Genomic DNA, 18,656 nt, shown 5'->3' on the forward strand with positions numbered 1-18,656 from the left:
GCTACTTCAGCCGCGCCTTTTTCCACCCAACTTGCGCTGCCCATGTCCCTGCTTCCCCCTGCGCAACAGCGCACCGCCGCATTGAGTGTTTTGCTAGCAGTGGGGCCCCTCCTCGCGCCAGCTCAAAGCACGCCCGCGAAAGGATATGATTTTCTGACCGTTACCGCCATAGAATCGAGCACAAAGTCTTTGGCAAGGCTAATAATTACCCCAGCCTTCCAAGGCAAGACCGAAGTGCAATTGGAAGCTCCCGGGGGCCTTTCCTTCGACAAAAACTTAGCTAAGATTGCGCGCAATACCGAATTAGTTAACCGGCAGCTAACCGATCTGACCGCCGCCGGCTGGGAGTTGGTGCAGGCTTATCCGTTTACTTATTCGCCTGACTTTCCTACCACGCGCTACCTATTTCGCAAAGCCAGAAGCTAAGCGGCCGCGCGCAGCCAATTGGTGCGATTGGCCCGCTTCTCCTTGCCAGAAAAATTACTATTCCGGCTCCCGCTGGGGTCCTGATACGCCGAAGTTTTGGGCCCGTTGGTCGATGGTTTGGGCCCCGGCCGAACGCGGCTGCATAACCTGGCATTTGCCTTGCATCTATTGGGATAGCGCCACCGTTAGCGCTCTGGCTCCTTGCCTTTTTCCTTCTCGTTATGAAACTCCCCAAGTTCATCGGTGCCGCCCTGGTCAGTGCATTTGCCTTGCTGGCCGCCCCGACCGCCCACGCCCAGGTGGGGGTTAGCATCAACATCGGCAACCCGGGTTGGGGGCCCCAGGTGCCCTACGGCACGCAGTACTACTACATCCCCGAAATTGACGGGTACTACGATCTCTACACGCAGCAATACATTGTGTTTCAGGACGGCTACTGGGTGCCACTGCCCGAGCTTTATGGGTACGACCCCTACCAGTTTCACCCCGTCGTGATTGGCTACCGCGGCAACCAGCCCTGGCTGCAAGGCGAGTACTACCACGCCCACTACGCCTACCGGCCCTACGCCCCCTACGGCGGTGGCAGCGGTGGCTACTACGCCGGCCGGCCCGGCTATGGCCGCCCCGGCCTCGTGGTGCGCCCCGGCTACGGCGGTGGCTACGGCAACCGCGGCGGCTACGATAACCACCGCGGGGGCTTTGATAACCGCGGCGGTTTCGACAACCGCGGGGGCTACAGCGGCAACCGCGGCGGCTTCGACAACCGCGGCGGCCAGTACCCCGGCGGCGGCCGCCCCGGCTACAGCAACGGCCCCGGCCCGCAGGGCGGGGCCCCCGGCCGTGGCAACGGCGGCTTTGACCCGGGCCGTGGCAACGGTGGCTTCGACCCAGGCCGCGGCGGCGTGGGCCCGGGGCCCCAGGGCGGGCGCGGCCCTCAGGGCCAGGGCCCGCAGATTGGTGGCGGAAATCCCGGCCGCGGCGACGGTGGCGGCCGGGGGCCCCAGGGCCAGGGCCCACAGGGCGGCGACCGGGGCCCGCGCGGCGGCGGGCCCGGCCTGGATGGTGGCGGAGGCCGGGGCCCCGGCCGCGGGGGCCGCTAAGCTGCGGGGGTTCCACAAACTTTTGGGTTAGGGGCCCCAGGCGACTGGCACCGGATTGTATAAAGGAATATGCTTATTTTGCAATTCCTCTAAATCCCCGGCCATGAATCCTCTGTCACGTTTTCTTCTGACCCTGGCCTTGGGCGGCTGCTTGCTGTTGGGCGCGCGCCCCGCCCGGGGGCAGGTCAACATCACCATCAACCGGCCCACTTGGGGCCCCCAGGTGCCCGCCGGCACGCAGTACTACTACATTCCCGAAATTGACGGCTTCTATGATCTGTATTCCCAGCGGTACATCGTGCGCCGCAACGGGCGCTGGCTGACGCTCGTGGCCTTGTCGGGGTACGACCCGTACTATTTTCACCCGGTGCCGGTAACTTACCGGGGCCGCCGGCCCTGGCGCTACGTGAGCACCTACCGGGCCCGCTACCCCCGACCCGTGCAACCGCCCCGGCCGCCGCGCCCGGTCTACCCCGTTCGGCCGCCGCGGCCCGTAATTCAGCCCCCACGGCCCACACCCCCACGGCCAGCCATTCAACCTCCTCGACCCACCTACTCTCCTCGACCCACCTACCCTACACGGCCCACGCAGCCGCCCCGACCCGTTCAACCTTCACGGCCTACCCAGCCGCCGCGGCCTTAGCATTAGGGGGCGGCAATGGGCTCACTTCTTTCCCTACCCACCGCCATGAGTTCCCGCACCTATTTGCTCGCTTCCGCCTTGTTGGGTGGCTTGTTGCTGGCCGCCGCGCCGGCCGCCCAGGCCCAAGTCAATGTCAACGTCAATGTTGGGCGGCCCGCCTGGGGCCCCGCCGTGCCGCAGGGCGCCCAGTATTATTACATTCCCGAAATCGACGGCTACTACGACCTGTACGCCCAGCAGTACATCGTGCTGCGCAATGGGCAGTGGCTGCCGGTGGCCGCGCTCAGCGGCTACGACCCCTACCAGTTCCACCCGGTGGTGCTCGATTACCGGGGCCGCCAGCCGTGGGCGTACGTGGGGGCCCACCGCGACCGGTACCGCCCGGTGGTGTACCGCCCGGGCCCGCCGCGGGGCCTGCCCCCCGGGCAAGCCAAAAAGCTTTACCGCCAGGGATATTACGACGGCCGCGGCCTGCCGCCCGGGCAAGCCAAAAAGCTTTACCGCGCCGGCTACAACGACGGCCGCAACGATGACCACGGGCACGGGCACGGCCGGGGCCGGGGCCGCGACTAACGCTAACCGTTTGAGTGAAACAAAAAAACCGCCAGAATAGGCGGTTTTTTTGTTTCACTCAATGCCGTGGGACTCTGGCTAGTTGCTGGTTAGGGCCCAGTCCATGCCCTCGTGCACATCGGCCGGGGCGGGCAGCTGGCCTTGCTCCAAGCGCTCGGCGAAGTGGATCATGGCGGCGTCGCGGTTCATGCTGGCGCCGGCGACGATGCGGCCGTCTAGCACGTACAGGGCCAAGAAATCCTGCTTGGCCACGTCGCCGTGGTAGATGATTTCGTCCCACTTTTCGGCGTGGCCGGCATAGCGCAGGCTCTTGCCGTACTGCTGCGTCCAGAAGTACGGGGCGGCGGTGAAGGCCTCCTGCCGGCCCAGCATGTTGCGAGCGGCCGTGCGGCCGTGCTGCTGGGCCACGCGCCAATGCTCAATGCGCGTGGGCACGGCGGGGGCCCCCAACGGAAACCGGGCAATGTCACCGGCGGCGTACACGTTGTCAGCGGCTTGCAGGTAAGTATCCACGGCCAAGCCGCCGTCTTTTTCTAGCGAGAAAGCCTCTTTCAGAAACTCGGTGGCCGGGCGCACGCCCACGCCCAGCACCACGGCGTCGGCGGGCAGCACGCGGCCGGTTTTCAGCTGCACCCCGGTCACGCGGCCGGCTTCGCCCAGCAGGGCCGTTACCTCGGCTTCGGCCTCGAAGTGCACGCCTTTCTCCTCGTGCAGGGCCCGGAACATGGCCCCGATCTCGGGCCCCAGCACCCGGGCGAAAGGCACCTTGTCCTGGGCCACCACCGTTACGACCCGGCCTTCGCCCACGAGGCTGCTGGCCGCTTCCATCCCGATGAAGCTGGAACCGATAACAACCACCTGCTGCGCATCTTTGGTGGCAGCCAGGATGGCGTCGGCATCGGCCTGGGTGCGCAGGGGCAGCACGCCGGCCAGGTCGTGGCCAGGCAACTTGGGCAAGCGGTTGGGGGCCCCACCGGGGGCCAGCAGCAACTGGTCGTAGCGCAGCGGCGGGCGGCCTTCTAGTTGCACTTCCTGCCGCGCCAGGTCGAAGCCGGTGGCGCGGGTATTCAGCTGAAAATCAATACGGTGCTTCTCGTAAAAGTTCGGCTCGCGCAAGGGCAGCGCCGCTGCCTTGGCCTTGCCCGCCAGGTAGGGCTTGCTGAGTTTGGTACGGTCGTAGGGCGCTTTCTCGTCGGCCGACACCAGCACGATTTTCCCCGCAAAGCCCTCGTGGCGCAGCGTTTGGGCCGCGTACTGGCCGGCCGCGCCGCCACCCACCAGCACGAACGTGCGGGCGTCGGCCGGGGCCCCGGGGGCGTCGGCGGGCGGCGTGCCGCCCACTTCGGCCGTGGGCGTGGCGTTGGGGTCGTCGGTGCTGGCGGCGGGCTTTTCGGGCACCAGCACCAGCACCCGCCCGTCAGCCTCGCGCACGGCAAAGGCGGGCAGGTCGTCCAGGGCCGGCGGCTCGCACAAGCTGCCGTCCTTCACCCGGAAGCAGGCGTGGTGCCAGGGGCACACGATTTTGCCGTTTACCAGCTGGCCCTTGGCCAACGGGGCCCCGTAGTGCGGGCAGTGCGCAGCAAAGGCGTGGATTTCACCCTCGTGGCGCACCAGCAGCACTTCGGGGCCCTCGTCGGGCGTGGGGAAGGCCTTCAGCGCGCCTTCGGGCAGGCTGGCGGCATCGGTCAGGTCAATTTCGGGCATGGCGCGGGCGGGGATTGGTTTATCCGTCAACGGGCCAGCCGCGGGCGTGGTTGGCATATAATTTCAGGCTCAATGGCACCCAAGCACCCCGGAGTCCCGCGAGGCCACGGGGCGGGCACAAAAAAAGCGGCCCATCAGGAGCCGCTTTTTCAGGATAAGGCTTGTTTGCCGGGGCCCTAAAACGCCGCGTTTTTGGGGTAGCGGGGGAAGGGAATCACGTCGCGGATGTTGCCCATGCCGGTCACGAACAGCACGAGGCGCTCGAAGCCCAGGCCGAAGCCAGCGTGCGGCACCGTGCCAAAGCGGCGCGTGTCGAGGTACCAGTCCAGCTCGTCGGCGGGCACGTGCATCTCGGCCATGCGGGCCGTCAACTTATCGTAGTCCTCCTCGCGCTGCGAGCCGCCGATGATTTCGCCGATGCCGGGAAATAGCACGTCCATGGCCCGCACCGTGCGCCCGTCGTCGTCCAGCTTCATGTAGAAAGCCTTGATTTCCTTGGGGTAGTTGGTGAGGATGACGGGCTTCTCGAAGTGCTTCTCCACCAGGTAGCGCTCGTGCTCGCTCTGCAAATCGGTGCCCCAATCGACGGGAAACTCGAACTTCTTCTTCGCCGATTTCAGGATTTCCACCGCCTCGGTGTAGGTCAGGCGCTGGAAGGCGTTGTCGGTCACAAAGCGCAGGCGTCCCAGCAACTCTTTGTCGTACTGGTCGTTGAGGAACTGCAGGTCGTCGGCGCACCGCTCCAGGGCGTAGCGCACCAAGTACTGCAAGAAGTCCTCGGCCAGGTCCATGTTTTCCTCCAGCTCGTTGAAGGCAACCTCGGGCTCAATCATCCAAAACTCGGCCAGGTGGCGGGCGGTGTTGGAGTTTTCGGCCCGGAACGTGGGGCCGAACGTGTAGACGCTGCCCAGGGCCGTGGCCGCCAGCTCGCCCTCAAGCTGCCCGCTTACGGTGAGGTTGGTTTGCTTGCCGAAGAAGTCCTGGCTGAAGTCCACCGAGCCGTCGGCGGTGCGGGGCGGGTGCTCGGGCGGCAGCGTGGTCACCCGGAACATCTGGCCCGCGCCCTCGGCGTCGGAGCCGGTGATGATGGGCGTGTGGACGTAGTAAAAGCCGTGGTCGTTGAAGTACTGGTGGATGCCAAACGCCAGCGCGTGCCGGATGCGCAGCACCGCCCCGAACGTGTTGGTACGGGGCCGCAGGTGGGCAATTTCACGCAGGTGCTCCAGCGACGTGGCCTTCTTCTGCAGCGGGTAGGTTTCGGGGTCGGCCTTGCCGAGCACAGTGATTTCCAGGGCCTGAATCTCAACCGCCTGGCCCTTGCCTTGCGAGGCCACCAGCGTGCCCCGGATGGCCACGCTGGCGCCGTTGGCCACGTCCTTCAGGCTCTCCTCGGGGAACAGCTCGGCGTTGGCCACCGCCTGGATGGTGTGGATGGTGGAGCCGTCGTTGACGATGATGAACTGCACGTACTTGTTGCCGCGGCGCGAGCGCACCCAGCCTTTGACGAGCACTTCGCGGTCGAGCTCCTGGCTGGCCAGCAGGCTCTGAACAGTGGACCGTTTGAGGGACATAGTGGTAAAAGAAAGCGGAATACCGGGCAAAGGTAGGGCCCCCGCGGCGGGGCCCTGCTTCATCCGTTGCCGGGGCCCGTGCGTACTTTACCCAGCACCTTCCGCTTATCTCTACCGCTATGCAACGCCTCGATCTAAAACAACTCCTCTCGCAAAAGCTCAGCCCGCAGCAAATCCAGTTCATCAAGCTGCTGCAAATTCCTACCGCTGAGCTGGAAACGCGCATCAAAGAAGAGATGGAGGTGAACCCCGCCCTGGAAGAAGGCGACGCCGACGAGCCCGAGGACCAGGACAGCGGCGACGACGACGACGACCGCGACGACGCGGACGCCGACGACCCGGACGCCGAGTTCGATAGCGACAACAGCACGCTTGACGAAGATTTTGAGGAGCCCGCCGACGTGGACGACTACGACGGGCCCACGGAGGCCCCGCCCGAGCCCGAGCCCACCAAGGAAGAGGGCCCCGACAACGCCGACCTCGACCTGAGCGACTACCTCAACGACGACGAGATTGCGGGCTACAAGATGCAGGGCGACGGCCCCGGCGAGGAGGAGGAGCGCGAAATGCCCCTGGCCGACACCAGTGGCTCGCTTCTGGACGCGCTGCTCGACCAGCTGCACTTCACCCAGCTCGGGGAGCGGGAGGAGGCCATTGGCCAGCAGCTCATTGGCTCGATTGACGGCGACGGCTACATCCGGCGCGACCTGGCGGCCATTGCCAACGACCTGGCGTTTTCGCAGAACCTGGAGGTGGCCGTGCCCGAAATTGAGGCCGTGCTGCGCGTGGTGCAGGGCTTCGACCCCGCCGGCATTGCCGCCCGCGACCTGCCCGAGTGCTTGCTGTTGCAGCTGGAGCGCCGCCCCCAGGACGCGACGACGGAGCACGCCGAGCAAATTATCGGCACGCTGTTCGACGAATTCAGCAAGAAGCACTACGCCCGCATCCAGCAGAAGCTGGACCTGGAGGACGACGAGCTGAAGGAGGCCGTGGGCCTGATTCTCAAGCTAAACCCCAAGCCCGGCGGCGCGGGCCCCACGGGCCCCGGCAAAACGCAGTACCTGATGCCGGACTTCATCCTCACCAACGACAACGGCGAGCTGAGCCTGACCCTGAACGCCCGCAACGCCCCCGAGCTGCGCGTGAGCCCGGCCTACACCGAGATGTTCCGGACCTACGACAAGGCCGCGAAGAAGGACCAGAAGATGAAAGAAGCGGTGTCTTTTGTTAAGCAAAAATTGGATTCTGCCAAGTGGTTCATCGATGCCATCCGGCAGCGGCAGAACACCTTGTTGCGCACCATGAACGCCATTGTGGGCCTGCAGCGCGACTTCTTCATCGAGGGCGACGAAACCAAGCTGCACCCGATGATTTTGAAAGACATTGCCCTGCAAATTGGCATGGACATTAGTACCGTCAGCCGGGTAGCCAACTCTAAGTCAGTGCAAACCGAGTTTGGTATCTATCCGTTAAAATATTTCTTTTCGGAAGGAATCGCCACCGACTCGGGCGAAGACGTGTCGAGCCGCGAGGTGAAAAGCATTCTCAAAGATTTGATCGACAAGGAGAACAAATCGCGCCCGCTGGCCGACGACAAACTAGAGAAGATGCTGAACGCCAGGGGCTACAATATTGCCCGGCGCACGGTGGCCAAGTACCGCGAGCAGCTGAACATCCCGGTGGCACGGCTGCGCAAGGAATTGTAGCCCAGCGAGTGGCCCGGGGGCCCTACATTTACGGTAGCTATTAGTACTTTCCCGCTATGCCCTATCGTTATGGTTGCTGCCTCTTCTCCCCCACCCGCCACGGCTGACACCCTGGCCGAGCTGCGCGCCCAGCTGGCCGCCGAGCGCGCCCACCGCTGCCGGGCCGAGGCCGAGGCCATTCACCTGCGCCTGACGGCCCACTTGGCCGAGCGCAGCTCCAACGCCCTGGTGCGCCTGGGCCCCGAGGGCCAGCTGCAATACGCCAACGACGCCTCGTTTCGGGTGCCCGAACTGGTGGGGGGCCCCGGCACGCCCGTGCGGGAGTGGATGAACGCCACGGCCGCCGAAGTGTGGGGCACCGGCGAATCGAGCGAGCACGAGCTAGCCGTGGCCGGGCACAGCTTCCTGGTCTGCGTGGTGCCGGTGCAGGAGGACGGCGAGACGTACACGCTGTTTTACCTGACGGACGTGACGAAGCTGCGGGCGGCCGAAACCGAGTTGCGCGAGCAGCACACGTTCTACGAAGCCTTGCTCCAGCACATGCCGGCTGCCGTGTCGGTGCTCGACGCCGACCAGCGCCTGACCTACCGCAACCCGGCCGGCAATTCGCTGATTCGCAAGGCCGATCTGGGCGAAACCTTCGCCGAATACTGCCGGGCCAACGGCCTGCCCGGGGCCCTGGCCGAGCGCCGCAAGCGCATGTTTCAGCGGGCCGTGGCCCAGCGCGTGGGCGTGGACTGGGAGGAGGAGTGGCCGGGCGATGGCACTCGCCCCCCCATGCACTGGCTGCGCTCGTACCAGCCGGTTTTTCACGCCGACGGGGCCCTGCGCGTGGTCATCAGCTACGGGCTGGACGTGAGCGGCCGGCGCCAGGCCGAGGCCCAGGCCCGGGCCAGCGAAGCGGCCGTGGAGGCGCAGCAAGCCTTCGTGGCCCAGGTGCTCGACCTCAACCCCAACCTAATTTACGTGCGCAAGCCCCAGGCCGGGGTGGTGTTTCAAAACCGGGCCATGCTGGAACTGCGCCAACTGGTGAAGCAGCTGGCGGGCACGGCCACGGCCACGGCGGCCATCCAGCCCGACGAGCGCACCTCGTTCGACGGGTCGGATAACGAAGTGGTGGCCCTGGGCCGCCCGCTGATGGTGTCGGACCGCCTGACGCTGCCCAACGGCGAGGTGCGCTGGTACCAGTCGATGAAGTGCCCGCTGGTGCAGCCCGACGGCACGGCCCACGTGCTGTGCGTGAGCACCGACATCACGACCCTGAAAGCGGCCCAGCTGGCGGCCGAAGCCGCGGCCACGGCCCGCGAAAACTTCTTGGCCAACATGAGCCACGAGATTCGCACGCCCCTGCACGGGGTGCTGGGCATGGCCGCGCTGCTGGCCAAAACCCCGCTCGCCCCCGATCAGCAGCGCTTCGTGGGCACCATCCAGCACACGGGCCAGCACCTGCTCTCGGTGGTGAACGACGTGCTCGACATGGCCAAGATCACCTCGGGGCAGCTGGAACTCGAGCAAACCGCCTTCAACCTGTGCGAGAGCATGGGCGACGCCGTGCAGCCCTTGGGCATCCTGGCCCAGCAGAAGGGCATCACGGTGGTGGGCACGCGCCTGAGCGCGTCGTGCGAGCACCCCTGGGTGGTGGGCGACCCCTACCGGCTCAACCAGATTTTGCTCAACCTGATGAGCAACGCCATCAAGTTCACCCCCCCCGGGGGCACCATCACGGTGGGCGGCTACTTCCTCTCCGAAACCGACACCACCACCACCACCGAGTTCCGCGTCACCGACACGGGCATCGGCATTGCGCCCGACAAGCTAGAGGCCATCTTCGAGGAATTTACCCAGGCCTACGCCGACACGGCCCGGCACTTTGGGGGCACCGGCCTGGGCCTGAGCATCTGCCGGGCCCTGGTGAAGCAGATGGGCGGGGCCCTGCGCGTGCAGAGCGAAGTGGGCCAGGGCAGCGCCTTTGCCTTCACCATCACGCTGCCCAAGGCCGCCGCCGCCGAGCAGGCCGCCGCCCTGGCCCCGCCGCCCGCCCCCGCCCACGGGGCCATGCGCGGCCGCCGCGTGCTGCTGGCCGAAGACAACCCCGTGAGCGCCGAAGTGGCCCAACTGCTGCTGGCCAGCCACGGCGTGGCCGTGGACGTGGCCGCCAGCGGGGCCGCCGCCCTGGCCCTGTTTGCCGCCCACGCCTACGACGCCGTGCTGATGGACATCCAAATGCCCGGCATGAACGGCCTCGAAGCCACCGCCCGCCTGCGCGCCCACCCCGACCCGGCGCGGGCCGCCACGCCCATCCTAGCCCTCACGGCCAACGCCTTCCGCGCCGATGCCGACAAGTACCGCGCCGCCGGCCTCAACGACACGCTGGCCAAGCCCTATGTAGAAGCCGAGCTGCTGGCCAAGCTGGCCGCCCTGCTCGGCGAGGCCCTGCCCGGCCTGGCCGAAATCGAAACCGGAGCCGAGGCCGAACCCCCGCTGCCCGCCCCCAACGCCGGCCCCGATGGGGAGGGCCCCGGGCCCCTCTTCGACCTGGCCCAGCTGCGCGAAACGGCCCATGGCAGCCTAGTGTTCATCAACCGCATCCTGGCCGCTTTCCACGCCAACATGCCCGGGGCCCTGGCCGAGCTGCGCGCCGCCCAGGCCGCCACCGACCTCACCGTGCTGGCGGCGCTGGCCCACCGCCTGCGGCCCTCGCTCCAGCTGCTGGGGGCCCGGCTGCTGGCCCCGCACCTAGCTGTGCTCGAAGCCCCCGGCGTGGCCTCCGTGGAAGCGCACCGGGCGGCCCGGGCCCTTGCACAGGGCCTGGCCGCCCTGATCCGCCACGTGCCCCAGAGCGTGCCCGCGTAGGGCCCCGGGGCCCGTTCTTTGCCGCTGTGCTACACCTTGTTTCGCGCTACGCGCTGGCGGCCGTTTTCGTGGGGGCGGGCCTGCTGCATTTTTTCAAGCCCGCGCCCTACCTGCGCATCATGCCGCCGGCGCTGCCCGCGCCGCTGGCCCTGGTGTACATCAGCGGCTTTTTTGAAGTAGCGGGCGGGCTGGGGCTGCTGCTGGGGGCCACGCGCTGGGTGGCTGCGCTGGGCCTGGTGCTGCTGCTGGTGGCCGTGTTTCCGGCCAACGTGTACATGGCCCAGCAAGCCGGCCCGATGGGCCTGCCGGCCTGGGCCGCCTGGGGCCGCCTGCCCCTGCAAGCCCTGCTGGTGTGGTGGGCATGGTCGGCCCGGCGCTGAGTTCTACCCCTGCGCAGTGAAATGCAAAATTAAAATCGTTATATTTTTTGATCAATCTTTTCAACTGCAACTCGCCATTTAAAATGGCGTTCAGCTAGGCGGGGCCCTTTGCGCAGGCTTTGGGGCCCCGGAGTTGTCATGCTCTTAAATGCTCTTTCGCAGCACTTGTGGACAATTTTAGTTTTTCCTAGGATTGTTCCTTGGCTGAAATTACAGCACCGGGCGGGGTATCGGGAGGGCTTGGGGCCCTATCTCCCATATTTCGCCGAATAGCAGAATATTCACAAAACATAGTGGGGTGCAGAGGGCTTTAGAAAAAGTCCCGGCCGGGCTGCACGGGGCTTACCTTTCAGAGCGGCCACGTTTTTGAGGGCCCCGGCCGGTTACGTTTTGCCCCCGGCCTGGTCCTTGTTCTCCTTGCTTCCTTCGCCTATGCCTACTTCCCCGCCCTTGCACCGCCTGGTTTACCAAAGTTCGGCCACCGTTTTTCTTAACGAGCACGAGTTGGAAGCGGTGCTCACCAAATCGCGCGCCTGGAACACGGCGCACGGCCTCACGGGCCTGCTGCTGCACTGCGACGGCGGGCTGCTGCAAGTGCTGGAGGGCCCCGCCGACGAGGTGCACGGCATCTTTGCCCGCATCCGCCGCGACGCCCGCCACACGCACGTAACCAAGCTGGCCGACGGCCCCGTGGACCAGCGCTGCTTCGCCCAGTGGTCCATGGGCTTCCAAACCGTCAACTCGGCCTACCTGGCCTCCGTAGCCGGTTATTTCGACCTGACCCAGGCCGCCGCCCTGGCCGACGAAGGCAGCTGCTGCTGCGACCTGCGCCCGCTGGTATTTGATTTTCTGAGCGCGGACTACATCCGGGCGTAAGGCCCCGGGGGCCCTACGCCCAGCGCAAATCCAGCAGGCGCAGCTGCACGTGGCGGCTGCCGCGGTACTCGTTCATTTCCAGGGTGTAGCACACATCAAAGGGGTGGCCTTCGTTGATCTGGGGCAGGTAGCCGGCCAGGCCGAAGCCGATGACCTCCACGGCGGGGCCGGGGGAATCGGCGGCCACGAGGCGGATTTTGAGGTGGCCGTTGCCCACTTCGCGGGCGCTGCCGGGCACGGCCAGCACGCGGGCCGTGGCAAATACCGGGTTGGGGTTGCCGGGCCCGAAGGGCTCCAGGGGCCGCAAATCCTGCAAGAAGCCTTCGGTGATGCGGTCCACGGGCAGCAGGGCGTCAATCTCGACGGGCCGCACCAGGTGGGCCGTGGCCTGGGTGCGGGCCACCACCTCCTCAAACTGCGCCTGGAACGCGGGCACGTTTTCGACCTTCAGGGTGAGGCCGGCGGCGGCGCGGTGGCCGCCGTACTGCTCCAGCAGCGGGGCGCAGGCCTCCAGGGCCGCGTGGATGTCGAAGCCCGCCACCGAGCGCGCCGAGCCCGTGGCCTTGCCGTCGCGCTGCGTGAGGATGACCGTGGGGCGGTAGTACTGGTCGAGGCAGCGCGAGGCCACGATGCCGAGCACGCCCTGGTGCCAATCGGCCTTGTAGAGCACCGTGGCGTGGGCGGCTTGCAGGGCAGGGCTGGCAGCAATCAGGGCCAGGGCCTCCTGGGTGGTGGCCTGGTCGGAGCCGCGGCGCTCCTGGTTCATGCGGTCCACCACTTCGGCGGTGTGGCGGGCCTCCTGCTGGTCGGCGGCCAGCAGCATGGCCACGGCGCGGCGGGCGTCGCCCATGCGGCCGGCGGCGTTGATGCGCGGCGCGAAGCCAAATACCAAGCTACTGAGCGTCAGGGGCCCCTCGCGCAGGGTGGCCAGCTCGCGCAGGGCGGCCAGGCCCGGGCGCAGCAACTGGGCTTCCTCGTTGAAGCGGCGCAGGCCGTGGGCGGCCAGCACGCGGTTCTCGCCCGTCACGGGCACCACGTCGGCGGCAATGCTCACGGTCACCAAATCCAGCAGGTCGTAGAGAAAGGCCGTGTCGCGGCCCAGGCGCTGGCCCAGGCCCTGCATCAGCTTGAAGCCCACGCCGCAGCCCGACAAATCCTTGTAGGGGTAGCAGCAGTCTTCGCGCTTGGGGTCGAGCACGGCCACGGCTTCGGGCAGCTCGTCGCCGGGCAGGTGGTGGTCGCAAATGATGAAATCGACGCCTTTGGCCGCGGCGTAGGCCACCGGCTCCAGGGCCTTGATGCCGCAGTCGAGGGCCACGATCAGGCCGAAGCCTTCGGCGGCGGCCAGGTCCACGGCGGTGTGGCTGATGCCGTAGCCCTCGGTGTAGCGGTCGGGGATGTAGTCGCGCAGGCGCTCGGCCCCGAACAAGGGCGTGAGGTAGCTGATGACCAGCGCCACCGACGTAATGCCGTCCACGTCGTAGTCGCCGAGTACGAGCACCTTTTCGCCGGTTTCCAGGGCCCGCACGAGGCGATCCACGGCCCGGTCCATGTCACGCAGCAAAAACGGATCGGGCAGCTGGCGCAGGTCAGAGTAAATGAATGCGGCGGCAGCTTCGGGGGTGTCGAGGCCGCGCTGCACGAGCAGGGCCCCTACTTCGGGCCCCACGGGCAGGGCCTCGGTGATGGCTGACACCAGCGCCGGGGCGGGGGCCGGCGCAAAGTTCCAGCTTTTGGCGGCGGGGGGCGGCATCAAAGGAAAGGATAGATTAGCGGAAGGAGTATCGGGCGAAAGTACGCCCAAACCCTTGCCCGGGCGGCGGCCGTACCTTTGCCCGGGGCCCCGCCGGCCCCCACCCCCGCCATGTCCAAGCTCCGCGACTTCTACCGCCGTTACCGCCAGTACATCCTCACCGATGGGCTGATGTACGTGGTTTTCATTGTGTTCCTGGGGCTGCTGTTCGTGTTTTTCGGCTGATGGCCGCGCCCCGAGGCCACAGCCAGGGGCTGGCTTTTGGCCGGGCCCGCCCGGGGCCCTACTGCACGCCGTCGCCGCGCAGCTTGCGGAAGCGCTTGCGGGCTTCGGCCACGTAGATGCTGCCGGGGTACTTGGTAAGCACCTGCTCGTAGAGGGCCTGGGCCTTGGGCCGGTCGTGGAGGTCTTCTTCCTGGATGCGGGCCAGCAAAAACAGGGCGTCGTCGCTGAGCACGCCGTTGGCCGGGCCGGCCAGCAGGCGGTCGAGGGTGGCGGTGGCGGCCGGGAAGTCGCCCATGCGCCGCTGCAGCTGGGCCTTGAGGTAGTAGGCGTTGTCGCTCAGCGAGTGGCCGGGGTACTTGGCCAGCAGCGCGTCGAGGCCCGCCACGGCGGCGGGCAGCTTGTTCTGGAACACGAGCTGCTCGGCGGCGGCGTAGTCCTTCAGGGCCAGGCCCAGGGTGTCCTCCACGGTGTTGGTGGCGATGAGCAGCGAGAGCTGCATGGCGTCGTTGGCAATTTCGCGGGTCGTGGCTTCCTTGAGGATGTCCAGGTGGCTCTGGGCCAGCTTAAAGTCGCCGGCGAAGTAGCTCAGGCGGGCGTTGCGCAGCTTGGCCTCGTAGCCCAACGGGGCTTCCTTCTCGGTTTTTTCGACCTGCGAATACAGCAGCGTGGCCTCCCAGGGCTCGGCGCGCAGCAGGTACAGGTCGCCGAGGGTCAGCTTGGCCTCGTCCACCAAGTTGGCAGGGGCCTGGGGCTGGTCCACCACGGCCTGAAGCAGCGTCATGGCCTTGGCCTGGTCACCGAGCTGGAAGGCGTAGAGGTCGGCCAGGCGGCGGCGCACCTGGGCCGCCTCGGGGGCCCTGCCCAGCTCGGCCAGCAGCTGCTCGTACTCGGTGGCCAGGGCCCGCACCTGGGCCTGGTCCACGGGGTAGGTGCTGCGCACCTGGTCTTCGCGGGCGGCCAGCCGGCCCTGCCGGGCCACGTTGTAGAGGGGCCCCGTGCGGTACTCCTTCAGCACGTAGTCGTAGCCGGCCAGGGCGCTTTCGAAGTCCTTGTTTTGCTGGGCGATGGACGCTACTTCCAGCACGCGGCTGCCCTGGGTGCGCCCGCGCCGGTCGAGGGCCCGGGCCTGCATTAGGGCCCCCACGAAGTCGTGGCGCTGCACTTGCAGCCACAGCAGCAGCTCGGCGTAGGCGGCCTGCTCGGGGTGCTGCTGCACGGCGCTGAGCAGCTGCTTTTCGAGGGCGTCAAAGTCCTTTTCCTCCTTCAGCGCGTTCTGGAGCATGTTGCGCACGTAGGGCAGCTGCTGCTCGTCCTGCTGCACCAGGCGCAGGGTTTCGGCCAGCAGCTTGTCCTGCTGCTGGCTTTGGGTGTAGAGCTGGATGAGCTGGGGCCCGTACTCGGTTTCGCTGCGGGCCAGGGCGCGGCCGCGCAGGTAGGTTTTTTCGGCCCAGGCCGGCAGCTCACGCCGGCTAAACTCGGCCGCCACGGGGCCCACCTGGTCGGGCGTCAGCTGGTTCACCACGCGCTGCCACTGCTTGTCGGCCCCGGCAGTTTCGCCGCCGGCTTGCAGGGCCCCCCCCAGGGCCACGCCGTAGGTGGCGTCGGCGGGGTGCAGCTTCACGGCTTTCTTGGCCAGCTTTTCGGCGTCTTTGTAGCGCTTGAGGTCGGTGAGGGCTTGCAGGTAGAGCGGAAACAGCTCGGTGCTGGTTTGCTGCTCCGCGGGCAACCGGTCCAGCAGGAACACGGCTTTCTCCGGCTCGCCGCGGCGGGCGTAGTCCTTTGCTAGGGCGGTGCCGTCGGCGGGGCCCCAGGTTTTGGGGCCCTGGGCGCGGGCCGGGGCGGCGAGCAGCAGGGCCGCGCTCAGCAGCAGGTGGGACGGACGCATGGCAGACGGCAAGAGTGGGTGCAGGGCCCTAACGCCCGGGTTTGGCGGGTTCGTTCAACGGACTAAAGCCAAGCGGCCCAGCACCAGCACGAGTACGATCAGGGCGGCCCCCAGCAGCTCGGTTTTCATGGCGCGCAAGGGCTGCTGCCGCACGTAGCTGCTCAGCAGCACGGCCCCGCCCATGCCCAGCACCAGGGCCAGCGGGTACGTCAGCTGCTTTGCCTCGGCGGGCCACGGGCTGCGCTGCTTGAAAACCAAGGCCAGGGCCAGCCCGGTGGCCACTAGCAGCAAGCCGATGAGGCCGCGCTTGGCAAAAGAAATGGTGGCCTTGGGCTGCATGGCGGCGGAGGGGGTTGATAAGGTTGGCCAGCCAAGGTACAAACTGCCGGCCAGGGCCCCACAAAAAAAGGGCCGCCCCCGGAGGAACGGCCCTTTCGCAACCTTAGCCGAAGCGGCTTAGAAGAACTTCGAGCGATTGTCTTTCACGTTGGCGTGGGCCTTGATGGCCTCGTAGATCAGGCCGTCCTGGCGGCTGCCGCGCTGCTGGGCCAGCTGCTGGCGCACGGCTTTCAGGTCGGCGGCCGCGGCGGCGGGGGCCACGCTCACGGGCTCCACCACCAGCACGCCCTGCTCGCCTTGCAGCGGGGCCGAGTGCTGGCCGGGCTTCAGGCCGAAGGCGGCGCCCACGGCCAGGGGCTCGAAGCCCACGTTGGGCAGTGTGCCCGTGCCCAGGGCCACGCCCTCGGCAGTGCCCACCTGGGCGGTGGGGCCGTAGGCGGCGGCGAGCTGCTCCACGGTGCCAGTTTTGCCGAGCTTGCCCATGATTTGCTGGGCCTTAAGGTCGTTGCGGACCAGGGCCGAGAGCTGGGGCTTGAGGCCGGCCACGGTGGCTTCGCCCTTGGCCTGGGTGCCGGTGAGGGCCGCGATGACGTACTGGTCGCCAATCTCGTACACCTCGCTAACGTCACCGATTTTGGTGTCGCCGCTGGGGCCCGCGCCGTAGGCCCAGCGCACCAGGTCGCGGGCGTTTTGCAGGTTGTTCACGCTGCGGGCGTTGCGGTCGAGGTTGGGGGCCTCCTGCTTTTGCAGGGTCTTGTCCTTGGTGGTCAGCTGGCGGAAGCTGGCCAGGTCGGTGGCCTGGCCCTTGAGCTGCTGGGCGTGGGCGTAGGCGGCCTCGCGGGTGGCGTCGCTGGGCACGATGGCCTTCTTCACCTCGGCCACCTGGTAGGTCTTCGTAGTGGTGGGGGCGGTCACCTTCACCACGTGGTAGCCGAACGAGGTTTCGACCGGTGCGGCCAGCAGGCCCACGGGGGCCCCCAGCACGGCTTTCTCAAACTCGGGCACCATGCGGCCCTTCGTGAACCAGCCCAGGTCACCGCCCTGGTCCTTGGTGCCGTCGGTGCCAAACTGCCGGGCCAGCGCCGCGAAATCGGCCCCGCCCTTGATTTTGTTGATCAGGTCCTGGGCCTTGGCTTTGGCCGCGGCCTTGGCCTGGGGCGTTTGGGCTTCGGGCTTGATGAGGATGTGGCTGGCGCGGGCCGACTGGGGGCCCTCTTTCTCGCCGGTCACTTTGTAGAGCGAGTACGTGCCGTTCTCGGCGTAGGGGCCGTACACCTTGCCTACCGCCAAGGGCATCTGCTTGCGCAGCTCCTCGGGCAGGTCGGCGGGGCTGCGGAAGGCCTTGTTGTAGGGCTGCTCCGAGTTCATTTTCACAAACAGCGAGTCGGCCGGGGCCGAGGCAAACTGCGTGGCCAGGGTGCCGATGGTGCTGCGCACGGCGGCGCTGTCCTCCTTCGAGGCCACCACGGGCACGCTCACGTACTCCACCGAGCGGCCGTCTTCCACCTTGTACTGGCCCTTGTGCTTGTCGAGGTAAGCTTGCAGCTGCTCGTTGGTCACCTTCACGGCCGAGTCGGAAATGCTGGCGTAGGGCACGAACAGGTACTTCACCGTGGCCTTGGCGTTCTGATCGTCGTTGAAGCGCTTGGCTTCGGCGGTGGTCACGTACACCGAATTCTTCAGCAGGCTGTTGTACTTGTTGGCCATGCGGTCGGCGGGCAGATTGGCCTCGAAGTTGCGCCAGGCGGCCTGGCTTTCGGGGGGCAGCTTGTCGAGGTTTTTGAGGTACTCAATGAGCCGCGCCTTGTCGAACTGCCCGGTTTTGGGATCCGTAAAGGCTTGCTTGATGCCGGGGTTAATGTTGTCGCCCTGCACCATGTCCACTAGCTCGTCGTCGCTCACGGCCAGGCCCAGCTTGTCCCACTCAGGCTGGAAAGCCAGGCGGTAGATGGTCTGGTTCCAGGCCTGGTCGCGCAGGTAGGCCAGGGCCTGGTCGTCGGGCGGGCGCTGCTGCTGGGCGGTAAACTGCTGCTTAGCCTGCTCCAGGGCGTTGTTGTAGTCGGCCAGCTCTACTTTCTGGCCGGCCACTTCGCCCACCACCGTGTCGCTGCCGCCGAAGAGCTTGTTCTTGCCGCCCACCAGGTCGCCGCCCACAATGAAGAGCAGCATCCCGATGGCCACCGTGCCCACGGCCCAGCCCGATTTTTCCCGTATCGTGTTGATTAACGCCATGTACTTGTCAAAAGAAAACTAATCGGTTAGAGTCAAAAAGAGGCGCAAAATAACCAGAAATCCCCGGTTTATCCTAGCCGGGGCCCCCTAGCGGCGGCGCGGGGCGGGCTTGCCGCCCTTGGGGGCCCCGCCAGGCTTGCTGCCTTTGGGCGCTTTGGGCGCGGTTTTGGCCGCTTTGGCGGCCTGCTCGGCCAGCTTGGCAGCCACCGTGTCCTTCTGCCGCCAATAAATCAGGGGCATCCAGCAGGCCGAGGCAATCATAAAAATCCAATAGTTGCGGCCCAGGTCGTCGTAGAGCAGCGTTTGGTAGATGCCGATGACCATGGCCACCACGCCCACGGCGAAGAGCACGGTGCGGAGCAGGTCTTTGTCGAATTTCATGGGCAGTGG

General features: G+C 66.8%; 15 protein-coding genes. 8 read left to right on the forward strand and 7 right to left on the reverse strand.

Annotated elements, in window-relative coordinates; all coding sequences use genetic code 11:
* Positions 1-42: 42 nt before the first annotated feature.
* The 4 genes from EAH73_RS18080 (at position 43) to EAH73_RS18090 (ending at position 2,742) form a co-directional block, all read left to right on the forward strand.
* Entirely contained in the window at positions 43-426 is a 384-nt protein-coding gene (locus EAH73_RS18080; RefSeq protein ID WP_140468834.1) for a hypothetical protein, read from the forward strand.
* 221 nt (positions 427-647) lie between these two features.
* A complete protein-coding gene (locus EAH73_RS23175; RefSeq protein ID WP_161599596.1) occupies positions 648-1,526 on the forward strand; it encodes a hypothetical protein in 879 nt (292 codons plus the stop codon).
* A gap of 103 nt (positions 1,527-1,629) precedes the next feature.
* A complete protein-coding gene (locus EAH73_RS23430; RefSeq protein WP_193560212.1) occupies positions 1,630-2,169 on the forward strand; it encodes a hypothetical protein in 540 nt (179 codons plus the stop codon).
* Positions 2,170-2,214: 45 nt separating this feature from the next.
* Entirely contained in the window at positions 2,215-2,742 is a 528-nt protein-coding gene (locus EAH73_RS18090) for a hypothetical protein (RefSeq protein WP_140468835.1), read from the forward strand.
* A gap of 78 nt (positions 2,743-2,820) precedes the next feature.
* Here EAH73_RS18090 and EAH73_RS18095 read toward each other — a convergent pair whose 3' ends face one another.
* Entirely contained in the window at positions 2,821-4,446 is a 1,626-nt protein-coding gene (locus tag EAH73_RS18095; RefSeq protein ID WP_161599597.1) for an FAD-dependent oxidoreductase, read from the reverse strand.
* Between the two features lie 176 nt (positions 4,447-4,622).
* Positions 4,623-6,017 (reverse strand): asparagine--tRNA ligase, encoded by a 1,395-nt coding sequence (gene asnS / locus EAH73_RS18100; protein WP_140468837.1) that lies wholly within the window; start codon positions 6,015-6,017, stop codon positions 4,623-4,625.
* A gap of 119 nt (positions 6,018-6,136) precedes the next feature.
* Between asnS and rpoN the strand changes: the two genes are divergently transcribed.
* The 4 genes from rpoN to EAH73_RS18120 all read left to right on the forward strand — a co-directional run bounded on the left by rpoN (position 6,137) and on the right by EAH73_RS18120 (position 11,832).
* On the forward strand, positions 6,137-7,723 hold the full coding sequence (rpoN, locus tag EAH73_RS18105; RefSeq protein ID WP_140468838.1) for an RNA polymerase factor sigma-54: 1,587 nt from the start codon (positions 6,137-6,139) through the stop codon (positions 7,721-7,723).
* A 69-nt stretch (positions 7,724-7,792) separates the two neighbouring features.
* Positions 7,793-10,576, forward strand: a complete 2,784-nt coding sequence (locus EAH73_RS18110; protein WP_140468839.1) for an ATP-binding protein — start codon at positions 7,793-7,795, stop codon at positions 10,574-10,576.
* Between the two features lie 26 nt (positions 10,577-10,602).
* Entirely contained in the window at positions 10,603-10,956 is a 354-nt protein-coding gene (locus tag EAH73_RS18115) for a DoxX family membrane protein (RefSeq protein ID WP_140468840.1), read from the forward strand.
* A 432-nt stretch (positions 10,957-11,388) separates the two neighbouring features.
* Complete coding sequence (locus EAH73_RS18120; protein WP_140468841.1) at positions 11,389-11,832, forward strand: BLUF domain-containing protein; 444 nt, start codon at positions 11,389-11,391, stop codon at positions 11,830-11,832.
* Between the two features lie 13 nt (positions 11,833-11,845).
* Here the strand turns inward: EAH73_RS18120 and recJ are convergent, their stop codons facing one another.
* From recJ to EAH73_RS18145, 5 genes are all read right to left on the reverse strand, one after another.
* Positions 11,846-13,585, reverse strand: a complete 1,740-nt coding sequence (recJ, locus tag EAH73_RS18125) for a single-stranded-DNA-specific exonuclease RecJ (protein ID WP_140468842.1) — start codon at positions 13,583-13,585, stop codon at positions 11,846-11,848.
* A 283-nt stretch (positions 13,586-13,868) separates the two neighbouring features.
* Positions 13,869-15,695 carry a tetratricopeptide repeat protein gene (locus tag EAH73_RS18130; RefSeq protein ID WP_140468843.1) on the reverse strand — a complete coding sequence of 609 codons (1,827 nt, stop codon included), beginning with the start codon at positions 15,693-15,695 and terminating at the stop codon, positions 13,869-13,871.
* Positions 15,696-15,749: 54 nt separating this feature from the next.
* Positions 15,750-16,034, reverse strand: coding sequence for a hypothetical protein (locus EAH73_RS18135; RefSeq protein WP_140468844.1), 285 nt, complete (start codon positions 16,032-16,034; stop codon positions 15,750-15,752).
* Between the two features lie 117 nt (positions 16,035-16,151).
* A complete protein-coding gene (locus EAH73_RS18140; protein WP_140468845.1) occupies positions 16,152-18,266 on the reverse strand; it encodes a peptidylprolyl isomerase in 2,115 nt (704 codons plus the stop codon).
* Between the two features lie 87 nt (positions 18,267-18,353).
* A complete protein-coding gene (locus EAH73_RS18145) occupies positions 18,354-18,647 on the reverse strand; it encodes a hypothetical protein (RefSeq protein WP_140468846.1) in 294 nt (97 codons plus the stop codon).
* Positions 18,648-18,656 lie beyond the last annotated feature (9 nt).

This window comes from Hymenobacter nivis, from assembly GCF_006439025.1.
GTDB classification, from domain to species: Bacteria; Bacteroidota; Bacteroidia; order Cytophagales; family Hymenobacteraceae; genus Hymenobacter; species Hymenobacter nivis_A.